The 17,323-nt window shown below is 41.9% G+C and carries 9 protein-coding genes and 1 tRNA gene; 6 read left to right on the top strand and 4 right to left on the bottom strand.

The window, feature by feature from the left end; genetic code table 11:
- Positions 1–356: 356 nt before the first annotated feature.
- Positions 357–441, top strand: a tRNA-Ser gene (locus HCG49_RS10440).
- A 442-nt stretch (positions 442–883) separates the two neighbouring features.
- Here the strand turns inward: HCG49_RS10440 and HCG49_RS10435 are convergent.
- Both HCG49_RS10435 and HCG49_RS10430 read right to left on the bottom strand, forming a co-directional pair.
- Complete coding sequence (locus HCG49_RS10435; RefSeq protein ID WP_168469473.1) at positions 884–4,645, bottom strand: hypothetical protein; 3,762 nt, start codon at positions 4,643–4,645, stop codon at positions 884–886.
- A 625-nt stretch (positions 4,646–5,270) separates the two neighbouring features.
- Positions 5,271–5,858, bottom strand: a complete 588-nt coding sequence (locus HCG49_RS10430; protein WP_168469472.1) for a DUF502 domain-containing protein — start codon at positions 5,856–5,858, stop codon at positions 5,271–5,273.
- Positions 5,859–6,359: 501 nt separating this feature from the next.
- On the opposite strand from HCG49_RS10430, the gene HCG49_RS10425 reads away from it, so the two are divergent.
- The gene (locus HCG49_RS10425; protein WP_168469471.1) at positions 6,360–8,177 is read left to right on the top strand and encodes an alpha-1,3-galactosidase B; all 1,818 of its coding nucleotides are present in this window, start codon (positions 6,360–6,362) and stop codon (positions 8,175–8,177) included.
- Between the two features lie 798 nt (positions 8,178–8,975).
- Positions 8,976–10,310: an MBL fold metallo-hydrolase gene (locus HCG49_RS10420; protein WP_168469503.1), complete on the top strand. Its 1,335-nt coding sequence runs from the start codon at positions 8,976–8,978 to the stop codon at positions 10,308–10,310.
- Positions 10,311–10,406: 96 nt separating this feature from the next.
- Here HCG49_RS10420 and HCG49_RS10415 read toward each other — a convergent pair whose 3' ends face one another.
- A complete protein-coding gene (locus tag HCG49_RS10415; protein WP_168469470.1) occupies positions 10,407–10,925 on the bottom strand; it encodes a DUF4494 domain-containing protein in 519 nt (172 codons plus the stop codon).
- Between the two features lie 170 nt (positions 10,926–11,095).
- Between HCG49_RS10415 and HCG49_RS10410 the strand changes: the two genes are divergently transcribed.
- The 3 genes from HCG49_RS10410 to HCG49_RS10400 all read left to right on the top strand — a co-directional run bounded on the left by HCG49_RS10410 (position 11,096) and on the right by HCG49_RS10400 (position 14,735).
- Entirely contained in the window at positions 11,096–12,769 is a 1,674-nt protein-coding gene (locus tag HCG49_RS10410; protein ID WP_168469469.1) for a sialidase family protein, read from the top strand.
- 772 nt (positions 12,770–13,541) lie between these two features.
- Entirely contained in the window at positions 13,542–14,090 is a 549-nt protein-coding gene (locus HCG49_RS10405) for a carboxymuconolactone decarboxylase family protein (RefSeq protein ID WP_168469468.1), read from the top strand.
- A 384-nt stretch (positions 14,091–14,474) separates the two neighbouring features.
- Positions 14,475–14,735, top strand: a complete 261-nt coding sequence (locus HCG49_RS10400; protein WP_240938675.1) for a DUF983 domain-containing protein — start codon at positions 14,475–14,477, stop codon at positions 14,733–14,735.
- Between the two features lie 296 nt (positions 14,736–15,031).
- On the opposite strand, the gene HCG49_RS10395 is transcribed toward HCG49_RS10400, so the two are convergent.
- The gene (locus HCG49_RS10395; protein WP_168469467.1) at positions 15,032–17,323 is read right to left on the bottom strand and encodes a family 20 glycosylhydrolase; all 2,292 of its coding nucleotides are present in this window, start codon (positions 17,321–17,323) and stop codon (positions 15,032–15,034) included.

Raw genomic sequence — 17,323 nt, 5'->3', positions numbered from 1 at the left:
GATTTTCTCCAATACACACCACAAACGATCATCAAAAAATACTGTTCGAAAGGCTATTTTTCGAATATTGAGTGAAAAAATTTATTTTTTTTGGCACCTTTTTCAAACCAATATCTTGTCTGTACTAGGTACAAACCTTTGCTTTCTCACTATTAAATCAGCCTATAACTTACTATTTTACAAGAGCATACCCAATTCCCCGCCCCTTTCCTAGTCAAAACACACGGCAACCATAATGATTACGGGGGTTTCCCTTTTTTTGATTTTATTGCTTTTTATCCTAAAAACGCTTGGTGGATCCAAAAAAGGTTTCTATATTTGCACCCGCAATCAGCGTATAGCTGATGAGACACTCAGGAGAAATGGCAGAGTGGTCGAATGCGGCAGTCTTGAAAACTGTTGAGGGTCACACCTCCGGGGGTTCGAATCCCTCTTTCTCCGCTTAGAGCAAAGCCCGATTTCTGAAAAGAAATTGGGCTTTTTTTATTTCAAAATATGTCGTGAACAACGTTCACGTAAATGAATTGAAATAAAAAAAACTAAAATTGCCTTAGCAATTTTGGGCTTTATTGTCAGGTGCGGTGATGGAGGGATCACGATTTGGAGGTACGAGAAATCGTAATCCTATAAATCAAGACCCAAATAACATGCCAAGCGGGTTGTGGTTTACATACTTGCCAGGGATAAGCTTCTGGGATCACGATTTGGAGGTACGAGAAATCGTAATCCCCATTGTGCAGATCTAAATCAAGCCTCCAACGTACCAACTTGATCCAAAAAACCAAGGCGCGCAGCGGGTTGTGGTTTACATACAACCACACAGATCCTAAGATTTTTACCTAAAACACATTTATTTCCTTTTTTTTAACCCATTTGAGAACTGCTATTTGTCTAGCAATATTTTTTTGGCAATGAGTTCCCTGCCTGTATATATATTCATGATGAGCACTTGTGAGGGCACTACCCCCATATTATACTCAAGACGGTTTGTGCCAGCATTCACCATTCTGCTTTTAGGGGTCAGAACCGTTCTTCCGGAGGTATCTAGGAAATTCACTTTAATAGTGGCATCATAGGGGATATCCATGTCCAGGCTGAGGACTTCGCTTTGAGGCTCTTGGAAGACAGTCACTGTGGTCCCTGAAGTTTGGCGCTGTACAAAGGAGTGTTCATTTTCTTCCATTGCCTGCCCGCACCCATAGATCCGCACATGCCCTGAATTTTTTCCATTACCGTCGTTCGCATTTGCTCCTATGGCCACACGGCTACCGTCAGCACTCATAGAAACGGAATAGCCCGATTGGTCGTGAGCGGATTCCCCATTTATATCTGTTCCCTGTTGCACCCAAGAGCTGCCGTTCCAGGAATATACCCGCACATGCCCCGAATTCCTTCCATTGCCCTTGTTATAAAGAGCTCCTATGGCCACACGGCTACCGTCAGCACCCATGGAAACGGAATAGCCCGATAGATCAAAAGCGGCTTCCCCATCTATATCTGTTCCCAGTTGCACCCAAGTACTGCCGTTCCAGGAATACACCCGTACATGTCCTGAAGCGTTCCCATTGCCGTCGTTAGCATTTGCTCCTATAGCCACACGGCTGCCGTTGGCACTCATGGAAACGGAATAGCCCGATTGGTCAAAAGCAGCTTCCCCATCTATATCTGTCCCCAATTGCACCCAAGTACTGCCGTTCCAGGAATACACCCGTACATGCCCTGAAGCGATACCATTACCGTTGTTATAAAGAGCTCCTATGGCCACACGGCTGCCGTTGGCACTCAAGGAAACGGAATAACCCGATACGTCGTTAGCGGCTTCCCCGTCTATATCTGTTCCTAGTTGCATCCAAGTACTACCGTTCCAGGAATACACCCGAACATGCCCTGAATCGTTCCCATTACCGTCGTTACCAATAGCTCCAATAGCCACACGGCTGCCGTCAGCACTCATAGAAACGGACCATCCCGATCGGTCGTTAGCGGCTTCCCCATCTATATCCGTACCCAGTTGCACCCAAGTACTGCCGTTCCAGGAATACACCCGAACATGCCCTGAATTGCTTCCATTGGCGTCGTTACCATATGCTCCTATAGCCAGACGGTTGCCGTCAGCACTCAAGCTAACGGAGTAGCCCGATTGATCGTTAGTGGCCTCCCCGTTTATATCTATACCCAGTTGCCCCCAAGTACTGCCGTTCCAAGAATACACCCGAACATGCCCTGAATTGCTTCCATTGCCGTCGTTACCAATAGCTCCTATGGCCACACGGCTGCCGTCGGCGCTCATGGAAACGGACCTTCCTAATTGGTCGTTAGCGGCTTCCCCATCTATATCCGTACCCAGTTGGGTGCTGAAATCGCAGGGATCCGTGTCAAAACAATCGGCTGTGCCATTATTGTTTACATCAAAACCTTCATCTACTTCGCCGTCCCCATCGTTGTCCACCCCATCGCATTCTTCAGTATCCTTACAATCTGAAATACCGTCGCCGTCAGTATCTATAGTGTCATCACAAGGATCCTCACAGTCTGAAATGCCGTCGCCGTCGGTATCTATCGTATCATCACAAGGATCAACGCAATCTGAAATGCCGTCTCTGTCGGTATCTATCCTATCATCACAGGTGTCAACGCAATCTGATATGCCGTCGCCGTCCGTGTCTATGGTGTCGTCGCAAGTATCCTCACAATCTGAGATACCATCTCTGTCGATATCTATCCTATCATCACAGGTGTCAACGCAATCTGATATGCCGTCGCTGTCGGTATCTATGCTATCATCGCAAGTATCCTCACAATCTGAGATGCCATCTCTGTCGGTATCTATTCTATCATCACAAGGATCCTCACAATCTGAAATGCCGTCACCGTCCGTGTCTATCGTATTATCACAGGGATCAATACAGTCTGAAATGCCGTCGCCGTCAGTATCTATGGTATCATCACAAGTATCCTCACAGTCTGAAATGCCATCACCGTCAGTATCAATCGTATCATCGCAAGGATCCACGCAATCTGAAATGCCATCCCCGTCCGTGTCTATGGTGTCATCACAAGTATCTATGCAATCTGAAATGCCGTCACCGTCAGTATCTATCGTATCATCACAGGTGTCAACGCAATCTGAAATGCCATCACCGTCCGTGTCTATGGTATCATCACAGGGATCCACACAGTCTGAAATGCCATCCCCGTCCGTGTCTATGGTATCGTCGCAAGTATCCACGCAATCTGATATGCCGTCGCTGTCAGTATCTATGGTATCGTCGCAAGGATCCTCACAATCTGAGATGCCGTCTCTGTCGGTATCTATGCTATCATCACAAGTATCTTCACAATCTGAAATACCGTCACCGTCAGTATCTATCCTATCATCACAAGGATCAACGCAATCTGAAATGCCATCTCTGTCGGTATCTATGCTATCATCACAAGTATCCTCACAATCTGAGATGCCATCCCCGTCCGTGTCTATGGTATCATCGCAAGGATCCACACAATCTGAAATGCCGTCGCGGTCCGTGTCTATAGTATCATCGCAAGGATCCACACAATCTGAAATGCCGTCACCATCAGTATCTATCGTATCATCACAGGTGTCAACGCAATCTGAAATGCCATCGCCGTCCGTGTCTATGGTGTCATCACAAGTATCCACACAATCTGAAATGCCGTCGCTGTCGGTATCTATCGTATCATCACAAGTATCCTCACAATCTGAAATGCCATCCCCGTCCGTGTCTATGCTATCATCACAAGTATCCTCACAATCTGAGATACCATCTCTGTCGGTATCTATGCTATCATCACAGGAATCAATACAATCTGAGATGCCATCGCCGTCGGTATCGGCAAAGCCTTCATCGACTTGACCATCGCCATTGTTATCAACCCCATCGCAGACTTCCTCTATAGGTGGATTTGGTTCATTAATTTGGATAGAACACTGTTTTGTACAGCCATTATTATCGGTTATTGTTACCCTGTGCCTACCTGCATTAAGTTCTATGGCTGTGGCGGTTGTCTCCCCGTTGTCCCAGGCATAACTATAGGGTTTGGCACCTCCTGAAACGGTTACCCTAGCCGAACCGTCTGAAGCTCCCGCTGCGCTCGCATCACTTAACTTTAAAATTTTATGAGCAAGTTTGGCAGGTTCTTTTATTTTTAGCCTACAACTTCTTCTCTTTCCATTCACATCCTTCACAACTAACGTATAGGTTCCCGCAACCAAATTAGTTATGGTTTGTGTAGTAGCACCATTGCTCCATTGATAGGTGTAGGGTGCCATACCACCCCGTACATTGGCCGTTGCATACCCATTATTCCCACCATGACAATCTACATGGCCAATGGTATATTCTAGTTTTAAAGCTTCATACTCTTCCAGTTCTTCAATGTCCAATTCAGAGCCCGTCAGTATTCTTTCATTATCAGCTATGGGAATTGGATTGCTGCCAGCGAAGGAGTGTTTTAGTGTCGTACCTGTCTCACTATTGGTTATACTATTGAAATTTGGAATTATTTCTGTCGCAATAATTTTAACAGGTAATGCTTCAATTGCGTTTGTGGTTGTTGTCACAAAAAGTGATAGAAAAGAAATAAGAAATGATTTTCTGAAGAAATTCCGGAGGGTGGTTCTCATAGTATAGTTTATTAAGGCTTAATTATAACTACACCAGAGCACTAAGTAATACGGTTATTGTTCAATAAATGAAGTGGGGTTCATTTAATAACAAAAAGAATGCTAAATTAAAAAGCGAACCCATTAAATAAAGTAATTAAAATTTGGAAGCGTAAAGATTTACCCACATGGTATTTTTAAATTAGCGTCTCATTATTTAAGTTCAATATCGTCTTTTTTTGACATATTTTTCTGATTTTATATTTTCCATTCGATGAAATGCACAAAAAAAAAGATAATAGAGCCAATATGAGCATACAGTTTTTCATATTCAGTTTTATTTATTTTCAATTTGGCCAGTAAATTATTGGAGCACTATTGCGGAATAATTCTTATAATTAAATAGAATAATAACCCATAATTATACATAGGTTTTGTTGTGTCAACGCTTATTAAAAATATTTCAAATTTGACCAAATTCCCAGGGAAGTCTGCCGTTTTGTGCATCCCATTTCCCCCATCAACTGTTGCAGTTAGGTTTTCGACAAAGAAATAGTATGTATTCTATTTTAAATTCTAATCAAGTCCCAGTTTTTGGACCCAAATAAAATTCCAACGGGCGCAGCAGATTGTGGTTTCTATAGGATCAGTCTTGAAGATCGGTTTTTGACCACCCCATCAATCCTGCCGATACAATGAATTTCATTACCTCACTAGATTTAGCATCCAAACTTTTGATATTAGCCTTGGGCACAATAAACAGTTCTCCCGAGAAATTATAAGAATGTGGGAAATAAACAGCTACCTTATCTGTTGCATCTAGAAAATCCAGGTTTTCCTCTGTAATAAAGCCCAATTTTTCCAAGTCCGAATTTAAATTCACCCTTACCAAAACAGGTTTGCTGAACTTTTTTTCCTTGCCGACGAAGGCTGAAAATAGATCATTGAAGGCCGAGTAAATAAAATTTAATAAGGGTATCCCATCAATTATTTTGGAAAAAACCTGTTTTAACGGCTTGGCTATGATTGTTTTTCCAATAAGGCCTACTAAAATCAAAAAGACGATCAGTGTTAAAACACCCAGTCCCTGTATTTTAATATCAAAAAACTCAATGAGAAAATCTTGCAGTAATCCATCCATAAAGGTAAAAACCGAATAGATAATATAAGCTGTAATACCTAATGGAGCTATATACAATAGCCCTTGTAAAAAATAGTTGACTAGCTTTTTCATGGTGGAATATCCTTAATTTTATGGTGAATATAATTCTAAAACAAAAATAATGGTTTTTAGTTAGGAATATATCATCCATAGTAAAGGGTTCTCCATTTCTTTTTCTTCAGTTCCATTCCCTCATTCATAAAGGCAACTCCTTATTTTTAGCCTTGGTTCGACAATACCTTTACAAGACCGCATACCCTATCATTCCATACAGAACCAAGGCCAGAACGACCTTTTGATTAATTAAATATCGAAGGTAACCTTGGTAAAAGTATATTGGCATTTCCTATAGACAGCTGTTTGTATAAAAAACCACTGAAGCCCTTTGTTTCATTGTGTTTATATCATTTTTTGCCATAAAAATACAAGAACGCCCCCTTTTTGGATATCCCCCCTTTTTAACGGTAACCAGACACAGCTATAAAATAATAATGTAGTATTATTGCTCTAGAAACGTTATTCTTAGCTTTTTATCATTTCTATACAATCAAATTAATATTATTTATACTCAACATGTTAAAAAAAGTACCCTTATTTATTTTATTAGTCTTTGGTCTTTCATTTTCGTTGAAAGCGCAGAAGCAGGTAAAAGTCTATAATTTGGAAACCTATGGTGTATTGCCAAATACCGGACAAAACACCGCTCCCTTATTACAGGAGGCATTGAAAAAAATTAAAAATGAAATTGTCAATTCTGAGCCTGTTGTCATTAAGTTTCAAAAAGGACGGTACGACTTTCATCCGGATGGAGCTCTAAAAAGAGAATACTATATCTCCAATCATGACCAAGACAATCCTAAGACCGTAGGGATTGAACTAGAAACGCTGAAGAATGTTACCATTGATGGTAATGGTTCGGAACTGATGTTTCACGGACGCATGCTTCCCATAGCACTGATCGGAAACAACAATGTAAGCCTGAAAGACCTAAGGATCGACTTTGAAAAGCCACAAATTACTCAAGTTAAAATTGTGGAAAACGATACCGTGGCAGGAAGTATTGTTTTCGAAACCGCTCCTTGGGTTTCTTATACCATTAAGGACAGTACCTTTTATAGTACCGGCGAGGGTTGGGAAATGCATCCTATAGCGGGAATGGCCTTTGAGGAAGCTACCAAACGAATTGTTTACAACAGCGGTGATATTGCCGTTGGAACAAGAAACGTAAGTGAATTGGCTCCTGGCCTAATCAAAGCACACCATTGGAAAAATAATAAACTGATCCCGGGGACAGTGGTTACTATGAGAAGTTATTACCGTCCTACTCCGGGTATTTTTGTCCATAAAGGGAAAGATATAAGTTTTGAAAATGTAAAGGTTCATTACGCCGAAGGGATGGGATTGTTAGCCCAGTTGACCGAAAACATATATTTGGACGGATTTGAGGTGGCCCTAAGAGGCAAGGACGACCCTAGATACTTTACTACCCAGGCAGATGCGACACATTTTTCTGGTTGCAAAGGAGAAATAGTATCCAAAAACGGACTCTATGAAGGAATGATGGATGATGCGATCAATATCCATGGCACCTATCTTAAAATTATAAAGAAAATAGATTCAAAGACAGTCGTCGCTAAATACATGCACGGGCAGGCTTACGGGTTTGATTGGGGCTATAAAGGAGATGCTGTACAATTTGTAAAGTCAAAAACAATGGAACTTTGGGACCATCAGAACACCATCGTTTCCATAACACCAGTACGTTCAGATAAAAATGAGCCGATTAAAGAGTTTAGAATCCAATTTAAGAAGAAACTGGGGAACGAAATTGATCCTGCAAATTTTGATATCGGGATTGAGAACCTTACTTGGACACCTTCGGTAATTTTTACCGGGAATACCATTCGTAACAACAGGGCACGAGGAGCCTTGTTTAGTACCCCAAAACCTACCCTTATAGCCAATAACCTATTCGATCACACTTCTGGGTGCGCCATCCTTCTTTGCGGCGATGCCAATGGTTGGTACGAGACCGGATCTTGTAGAGATGTCACTATCCGCGATAATAAATTTGTCAATGCCCTTACGAGTATGTATCAGTTTACTTCTGCTGTCATCTCCATTTATCCAGAGATTCCGGACCTAAATGGGCAAACAAAGTACTTTCACTCAGGCATTCGTATAGAGAATAATGAATTTGAGACTTTCGATAATCCTATACTGTACGCTAAATCGGTAGATGGGTTGATTTTTAAAAACAATGAGATAAACACTAATAACGAATACCCTGCATTTCATTCGAATAAGCAAACCATTCTTTTTGAACGAGTGCAGAATGCGGAGGTAAGCGATAATAAAGTGGATGGCAAAAAAGTAGACCTCCACAATTAAAACTCCATAGTAACTAAATACTATCTAACACCTAACTTTTGGGATGCTTCTAATAAGGATTCCCATTTGTTGGGTGTTCCCCTTTCGGGTCGCTCTTTCCGCTATATCTTTTTTAGCCCGCTTGGCGCACTAAAAAAGGATGCCGCTGCAATAGCTAACACAGTTTTCAATGGCCATTGACCAATTAGCTGCTAGCAAATAGGATGAAAGAAAAGAAAAGAGAGAATTGAAATGAGAGAAAAGAAATGAGAGAAAAGAGAGAAGAGAGATGAGAGAACCGCTTTGTAAATGCATCAACTTGCATTTGTAGGAAGGGGCCAGCTGGTGCGTTGGTCTTGGCTTGATCATTTTTAAATTAACAATTCATTTTAATGGCCAGTAATAGGTAAATAGTTATGGAGTTATCCTGTTTTTGAAGTTAAGTTCTTAGTAAGATATCTCTTGCCGGTACGAGGGTGACGCTCGCACTAGCGTTCAATTCCTTTTATTTTCACAAATCCTCACATTGATCCAATTGGTACATTTTCTTATTAATACATTGTTACATTAATCCCGCGTTAGGGATCGCAGCGGCATCCCCGTAGCGCAGCAAGGGATACAGCGAAGAGCCCGACCGCCGCAGGGGGAACGCCCAAAAAAGCCACATTTAATACTCCCGAAAACCCAATTGTATTCTTCCCGTAGGTCCTAACAAAACCACTGTTCGGCCATTTAGCCTATTTCTTATGTAATAAAGGTTACATGGGGTTCGCGTGACTTTTATTAATTTTATATCAAACACCAAAAGGAAAGAATATGATGGATATAAAGCAATTTGAATATAAACCTTTGGCGCATTATTCGTACGCCATAGTGAGCGATGGAAAAATGGCGGTGATAGACCCGGAACGCGACCCAAAGCAGTATTACGACTACGCCAAGGCCAAGGATGCAACCATAGTAGCGATCATAGAAACACATCCGCATGCCGATTTTGTGAGTTCTCATTTGGAAATCCACAAAGAAACAGGCGCCACCATTTATAATAGTGAGAAGCTGGGTGCCGATTATCCGCATACCTCCTTTGATGATGGCGATCATATTATGCTCGGAAATATCAGGCTATCGGCCATTAATACCCCTGGGCATTCTCCCGACAGCATTACGGTGGTTGCTACAGAAGGAACAGAAACGGCTTTATTTACCGGCGACACGCTGTTTATAGGAGATGTTGGCCGTCCAGATTTGCGCGAGAAGGCAGGGAATACCACCGCAAAACGCCTGGAGCTTGCCGAAATGATGTTCGATACCATGCAGACTAAATTTACTGCCCTGCCAGATGATGCCGTTGTTTACCCTGCCCACGGTGCCGGCTCCTTATGTGGCAAGAACTTGAGCGAGGCAAATAGCAGCACTTTGGGCAATGAACGTATGGGGAATTGGGCTTTTAAGGAAAATTCAAAACAAGATTTTATAAATACGCTCCTCGATAGCCAACCTTTTATCCCTTCCTATTTTGGGTATGATGTGGATATTAACAAATCTGGCGCCCCAAATTTGATTCCCGCCTTGGAAGAGGTCCCTTTTAAAGAACAATCCAAAGCCAACGGAGTAATCGTTGATATAAGAGCTAAGGAAGCCTTTAAAAAAGGACATTTAAAAGGTAGTATTAATATTCAGGCGGTGTCAGAGGAGGATAAATTTGAAACCTGGCTAGGAGCCATCATTATGCCAAAAGAAGCGTTTACCCTAGTGATAAACGAGGCAGAAAACCGGTATAAACTGTTACACCGCGTCGCAAAAATAGGCTATGAAAAACAATTGAAACAAGTAATCACCTTGGCCGATGAGGATATGGAAAACTCCGCAACCCTAGATCTGTCCGACTTTAGTAAGCATCCGGAGAAGTATACCATTGTAGATATCCGAAACAAGAGCGAAGTGGAGCAAGGTAAAATTTTTAAGAGTGCCATTTCCCACCCTTTGAATGAACTGCGTACTACCGCCAAGGATATTCCTACAGACAGGCCTATTGTGGTGCACTGTGCCGGTGGCTACCGCAGCGCGGCCGGAAGTAGTGTGCTACAGCAAATGCTAAACGGACCTATTATTTACGATCTGAGTGATGATGTGAAGGGGTTTATACAAAAATAGCCCCCATAAACGACCATTTGATAAGCTTTATGACTAAAAATAGCGGGGCAAGCCCCGCTATTTTTGTATTCTTACTCTTTATAAAACAGTATCTGACTATTCTACTTCGTCCTCTGATAAAACTTCTTCCTTAGGAGCTTCTGTTTTTTCGATGACATTAAATTTCTCCAACTGCTCTTCTTCTCCTGTGAAATACGGGAATACATCCAGAATAGGCGATTCGGCGATAGCCGGAATTGTATAGTCGCCTGTAGTGCCTTTCATAGCGTCTATGGTGTTGTCATAAGCTTCCTTTACATCATTGGCCTGTACCAACATATAAATATTAGTTTTTCTTTCCTTACCGCTGTTTTCATCATAGGCGATTAAAGCTATTTTTGACTTAAACCATCGATCGGAATTTTCAACGGCATGCACCTCCGATAAGTTGGAGACTTTTATATTGGTGATCATAAATTCTTCGCTTGTATAGGCCGCCATCTCTTCGTTAATTCTTGTTTCGGCCTCTGTATACGATATCGCATCTAACAAATACGTATCTGTCGCTACTTTTTGTTCTCCAGTTTCCTGTGTTTTTCTATATTTTACCTTGCACTCGTACCACGTTACGCTCATATCTTTTTTTTAGTATGCCAAATATAAATTATTAAAAAAAAGATCGCCCTTAATCTAGACAATAGATATTCACAATTTGGTTTGGAGTCGTGTTTTCAAGTATATTTTAATAGGTTTTCACTATATTCGGATGGTTCCTCCGAGCCCTCATTCTTTTAAAAATTCTAAATATGTCAAAGGCTTATTTTAAAATAACGGCTACTAGCCTCTTCTTTTTTCTATTCCTAGTATCGTGTACAGAACAAAAATCGGCTATTGAGTCGCCCAAGGTGGTGGGCATACCGCCACAGAATGCATACACCGGTCTTGTTATGCTCGATGATGGGGAAATAAGGCACTATGGCCCCAACCTGTACATCTTTTCAAAGGACCAGGGTGCGCATTGGGATCCCGTTGCCGTGGAAGACGGAAATTTATATGGCAAAAAAGACCCGCTTAGCGGTGAATTTATCCGGGTTTTTGCTGGAAAAGACGATGCCGTTTTTGCCGTTCGCTCTACAGGGGGAATTGATGGCGAATGGACAAAAACCCAAATTGACAACAATGGGGCCATCATGATCAAACCAGTGGTATTCATAAAAAACGGACAAAGGGCCATCGCTGCTTTTCACACCTTGCACCGCAATGGCAGTGGTACTTATTATTCTGACGATGGGGGCATTAGTTGGAAAAAATCGAACCAGGTAAATTCCCCTCCCCACAAGGCCGAGGGTTTTCATAAAGGGCAACGATGGAACCATGGGGGCGTAGAGCCTTCTGTGGTAGAACTTAAAGACGGTCGCCTTTGGATGCTTATCCGTACCGCCCTAGACAACCTTTACGAATCCTTTTCGGAGGACAGTGGCGAATCTTGGTCGCCAGCAGTACCATCGAGGTTCTACAGTACCATAACCATGGCTACCGTTCAAAGGCTACAAAACGGAAGCTTGCTGCTTCTTTGGAACAACACTACTCCCCTGCCAGAAGTGGAACATAACGGTGGCTATTGGGAAGACGTTTTTACAAACCGCGATGCCTTGCATGCCGCCATTTCTGATGATGATGGACAAACATGGAGCGGGTTCAGGGAAATTTACCTCAACCCTTTGCGCAATGATAGCCTTATGGCCACCCGTTTTGGAGAAATGGGCAGCAATGACCGCAGTGTGCATCAAACCGAATTTGTAGAATCAAGTAAAAACAAAATACTTATCTCCTTGGGCCAACACCCCAAGTTTAGAAAACTCTTGACCTTGGACCTAAATTGGCTCAGGGAAAAAGAGCGTTCCGACGACTTTTCTGATGGGCTAGCCCACTGGTCCCACCACAGCTACATAAAAGGCATAAAAGGACATTGCGCTTACGACCGAAAACCAGGTGCTATTTTAATACCGCATCCCGACAAAGATTCTGGTCAGGTCATGTATTTGAAATCCAAAAAGGATACTAGCCTACTATCCCAACAAAGGGGAGCCTTATTTAATTTTCCGGCAGGACAAAAAGGGGAAGTCGTATCCCGCATTAAAATAAACAAAGGCTTTAAAGGGATGACCGTGAGTTTGCACGACCGATGGTTTAACCCGACCGATACTACCTCCCAGTATTTTGCCATGTTTAACTTTAAATTGGAAGAAGACCAACTAGCACCAGACACTTGGCACGATCTGAGGTTGGAATGGGATACTGCCGATACCCAAAAAGCCGGTTCCTGTACCGTTTATATTGATGATACAAAATTAGCATCATCGATACCATTACAAAACAACACCATCAACGGTATCAGTTATATAAAATTTTCACTGCCTGCAAAAAAGGACAATAACGAAGGAATACTTATCGAATCCATAAAGGCTACTGTTGAATAAGGATACAAAATAAACACCTAAGGGAGCGGTCGTTTTATGATTTATACACTTAAAGAATATGGTTCTAGAGAGCTCTTGTGGTATTCTATATACCTGACAGTATGTTGCACCACACCCCCTTTAACCTATTCGCCCCCAACAGCGTTAAAGAGATATAGATTTCCAATTCGGATACCCAACCAAACAATAGGATCCTCAATTCCCTTAAAACAGTACCCCTCCCTGTCCCACGAGCCTTCTTCAATTAATGTTTTTATAAAACACTTTTTTGTTCCAAAGTATCTGCTTAGCTTTAAGTGAACATTATGGCGTGGTAAGGGCTAAATATTTGACGAGGAAGAAGTAAACAAAGAGGTTCCCGGAAAGGTATCCATGGTTCTAATAGAAAATCACACCTTCTTGCCTGTACGCCATACTTGGAAACTTATGCTCTTTATTGTACGAAGCATTAAAAAACAAAGAAGGTACTATCAGTAATACGAAAAGTGAAATGGGATCAAATTTTAAAGTGGTTATGAGTACCTAAATACAACCACATTAATCCGTTACTAATGAATGGTTTATAATAAGTTCCCTCCAAAAAGACATTAATAACATAAGGACCAACCACTACTATAAAGGCGGCTATAAGTGTGTTTTCTTTTCCTTTTAAGGGTTTAGACCTATTACTTCTAGAAATCCTTATAGCAATGACCGTTGATAAGCTTTAGCTTTTTTCACCCTTAGACCAGGGAATTGCCAATTACTATTCATAACCTAAACAAGTAAAACCATGAGCACATTTAAAATTCACGATATCGATTCGGCCCCTAAGAACAGTCAACCTTTTTTAGAAAAATCTCTACAGAATTTTGGTATGATCCCAAACTTACATGGGGTTTTAGCGGAAGCACCGGGTGCACTCGAGGCCTACCAAACATTACACCAACTTTTTGAAAACTCCTCCTTAAACAATGAAGAACTAACGGTTGTTTGGCTTACGATAAGCGTTGCAAACGAGTGCCACTACTGTGTTCCTGCACATACGGCCATTGCCCATATGATGAAAGTAGATCCGCTTATCACCGAAGCGTTAAGGAACGGAACTTCTATGCCTACACCAAAACTACATGCCCTACATACTATGACTTTGTCCATCGTTCAAAATCGCGGTCAGATAACCAAGGAAGAATTAATGGATTTTTATGCCGCAGGATATGAAAAGCGTCAACTATTGGAAATAATACTAGGGGTCTCCCAAAAAATTATGAGCAATTACCTCAACCATATTGCGGAAACACCCGTAGATGCCCCCTTTCAAAAATATGCATGGAAAAAATAACATCATAATGTAGTCTAGAGTGCTATAAAAACAAGATCAATGCGTAGGTTTAGCAAGGGTTACATCATTCATCGGTAGGCATAACCTTATCCGAACAAAGCGAACCATTGCCGATTTAAACAGCTACACTTTGTGGTTATATCATTTGTATTTCCCCATTCCGGACGTGCAAGGGAGTTTCCAAAAACGAATACAAAAATGTCCTTTTAATACAAGAATAGGAGATAAATGTATAATAGAGGATTTCCACATTGGCGGTAGCTTTGCCAAAAAATATAGTACATAATGGTTGTTACTGACATACTACAAGCAAAATGCCCCAAATGCGGGAAAGGAGACATTTTTGATTCAAAGGGAAATGCCTTATTGTTTAAAATGCCCGTTATGGACAAAACCTGCAAGGAATGCGATTATAAGTTTGAAGTAGAACCGGGTTTTTTCTTTGGCGCCATGTTCGTAAGTTACGCCTTGGCCTGTGCACAAATGATCGCCTCCCTGGTCATAACTTGGGGAATTCTTGAAATTCCCGTCCTCTACATGTTTTTGTGTGTTGTTCTGATGGCCTTTTTTACCAGTGCCTTAAACTTCAGGCTTTCCAGATCTATTTGGATTTATATGTTTTATAAAGATCGTAAAGGAAAATAGAGAAGAAATTGTGTTTTTGAATATTCAATGCTAGTGGTCGGCCTTAGTATTGTAATCTCCCTAACTTGGATCCTTTAATTATGCTACTTCCACGCTCAGGACCAATCTTTTATTTAGAATTTACCCTTATAAGGTAAACTCTAATCGTTTTCTCCTCTTAAAACCGCCCACCTAAGAGATACAAAATAAGGAGCCTCCGAGATATAAGGTACCCATATAAAAAGCAAAAGGCCCTGACCCTAACACCTAAGTAAGATGTTTTGGTCAGGGCCTAATTCAAAAGCTTTTAAAAGTGTTTACTCAAAGAAAACTGCCGATTCTAGTGGCTGGTGCCCTTGCTCAGGAGCGGCAAAAGTTGCGGAGAGCTCCCCTCCACCACTACCTTGATGGAATACTAGAGTTAGTTTATGGTATCCGGGTTTAAGAGCTATCATGCCAGCCCTTTTCTGAGCGGCATGGTTACCACCATTGTCTACTACTAGGGTATCGCCTATATATAGTAAGCTACCATCGTCAGAAGTCGTAGAGAATTCATAAATCCCCTGTGTTTCTGCCTTAAAATAGCCATTAAAGACCATGGATATATGTTCTTGCCCCTTATATTCGCCCATATCTGCGGTCGCCACTGTTTTAAAGGTAGCCTCGGCAGGTACTTTTACCTCTTCAACCACTTTAAACTGATTTTTGGCCGCCCAACGCTGAAATCCAGCCGTATTTGGTGTTACCTCCTCTGCCGATCGCCACTGTTGCCTGTCTATTTTAGCTTCATAAACGTCGCCCCAAATTCTACCATTATAAGCCCTTGCCAGCATTTTAGCACTTTCTTTTGCCCAAAAAGCTCCTGTATATGGAATAGATTTCTCGGTAGGCTGGGTCCCGTCGAGGGTGTAGTAAATTTTTGCGTCCTTTAGATCAATATCCAGTGCCACCTGTATGCTATCGACAAAAGCATAGGTCTTGTTCATCCCGTTGATCGGTGGAATATAATAATGGATGCCCATGACGTCCATACGCTTGTAATGCTGTTGTACCTTTTCTAGGAAACCGTCAAAATTCTTTTGCCCTTTAGGCTGCCAAGCGGTTTCGGCAAGTGCCAACATACGAGGAAAGGTCTGCAATTGCAGTCTTTGGAAGTTTGGGATCAATTCTGACCATAGGTTGGCTTGCACCCCAAGAACATGTTTCTCCTGAGCAGCCGTAAAGTCTTCTGGTACCGGCTCGTAATTATACACCTTTTCCAGCGGTGTAGCCTCGTTGGTAAAATCGAAATAATATTCAAAATCTGGACATATAATCATGTCATTACCGTTATTGGCAGCCTTATATCGAGCTTCTGGCGCCCAGTTACGCCACCACATCATAGTAGCATCTTCGGTAAGTCCACCTTCTACAATTTCGTCCCATCCCAACAATCGTTTTCCTTTGGTATGCAAGAAACTTTCCAAGTTACGGTTAAAATGCGCCTGCAACTCGTGCTCGTCCTTTAATTTATGGGTACTGATAGTTTTCTGACATTTTGGACACTGTTTCCATTCGCTAATATTCACCTCGTCTCCTCCAATATGGATATATGGGCTAGGAAACAACTCCGCTACTTCCGAAAGAATGTTTTCTACGAATTCATAGGTCTCATCCTGACCAAGACAGGCAGGGATAGAAAAGGTTTCTCCCCAACCAGCTTCTCCTTTACAGGCTAAGTAAGGATAATTGTCAATGGCCGCTTTAAAGTGCCCGGGCATGTCTATTTCCGGAATTACGGTAATATAACGATCGGCTGCATAGGCGACAATTTCTTTAATTTGCTCTTGCGTAAAAAAGCCGCCGTACATGCGCTGCCCATCTATTTGATGGTAATTCTTTTCTGCTATCTTAAAGGTCTCATTTTCTTTCGCTTTTTCAATACATACCCTATCATGGCTGCTTTCAATCCGCCATGCCCCTTTCTCGGTCAGCAATGGATATTCCTTGATTTCAATACGCCATCCCTGATCATCGGTCAGGTGCATATGGTAAGTATTCAGCTTGTATAAAGCCATATAATCCATAAACTCCTTCACCTCATCAATAGTAAAGAAATGACGGCTAAAATCCATCTCCATACCACGCCAGCCAAATCGTGGCTTATCGGCAATAGACACTGCCGGTACCAACCAAGGGGAATCTACCGCAGTCTTGCTTTCGATCTGGGGAGGCAATAGCTGACGCAAGGTTTGCACCCCATAGAACCATCCTTCACCACTAGAAGCCGTTATAACAATGCTATTTATATTTACAGTAAGTTCATAGGCCTCCTTTTCTAATTCGGCCTTCTCTTCAAAGCGGATGACATTATTAGAAGCTTCTGTCGCTTCAGCTAATTGAAACCCTGCCGCCTTTTTTAATAGCCCCTGAAGGTAGTTAGCAGCTTTTTCCTGCTCTTTATTGGTTACAACCAACTGTGTAGCGGCCGTAATTTGAAAGGATTCCTGCTTTAATTCCATCCCTAGCGGTTGTGGTATTAAATGGACTTCTGCTGGCTGAAGGGATTTCTGGCCGCAAGCAGACAGAAAAATGGCCAAGGCCATTAAGGTAAAACTTCTAATTTTCAT

The organism is Arenibacter sp. 6A1, assembly GCF_012272855.1.
In the GTDB taxonomy this organism is placed as follows: Bacteria; Bacteroidota; Bacteroidia; order Flavobacteriales; family Flavobacteriaceae; genus Arenibacter.
Note: the sequence above shows the minus strand (reverse complement) of the source record. Positions and strands in the feature narration are given on the sequence as shown.

What these genes read in the sequence shown, in the direction of transcription:
- HCG49_RS10435 (WP_168469473.1), bottom strand. Translation starts at nt 4,645, where the DNA reads ATGAGAACCACCCTCCGGAATTTCTTCAGAAAATCATTTCTTATTTCT.
- HCG49_RS10430 (WP_168469472.1), bottom strand. Translation starts at nt 5,858, where the DNA reads ATGAAAAAGCTAGTCAACTATTTTTTACAAGGGCTATTGTATATAGCT.
- HCG49_RS10425 (WP_168469471.1), top strand. Translation starts at nt 6,360, where the DNA reads ATGTTAAAAAAAGTACCCTTATTTATTTTATTAGTCTTTGGTCTTTCA.
- HCG49_RS10420 (WP_168469503.1), top strand. Translation starts at nt 8,976, where the DNA reads ATGGATATAAAGCAATTTGAATATAAACCTTTGGCGCATTATTCGTAC.
- HCG49_RS10415 (WP_168469470.1), bottom strand. Translation starts at nt 10,925, where the DNA reads ATGAGCGTAACGTGGTACGAGTGCAAGGTAAAATATAGAAAAACACAG.
- HCG49_RS10410 (WP_168469469.1), top strand. Translation starts at nt 11,096, where the DNA reads ATGTCAAAGGCTTATTTTAAAATAACGGCTACTAGCCTCTTCTTTTTT.
- HCG49_RS10405 (WP_168469468.1), top strand. Translation starts at nt 13,542, where the DNA reads ATGAGCACATTTAAAATTCACGATATCGATTCGGCCCCTAAGAACAGT.
- HCG49_RS10400 (WP_240938675.1), top strand. Translation starts at nt 14,475, where the DNA reads ATGGACAAAACCTGCAAGGAATGCGATTATAAGTTTGAAGTAGAACCG.
- HCG49_RS10395 (WP_168469467.1), bottom strand. Translation starts at nt 17,323, where the DNA reads ATGAAAATTAGAAGTTTTACCTTAATGGCCTTGGCCATTTTTCTGTCT.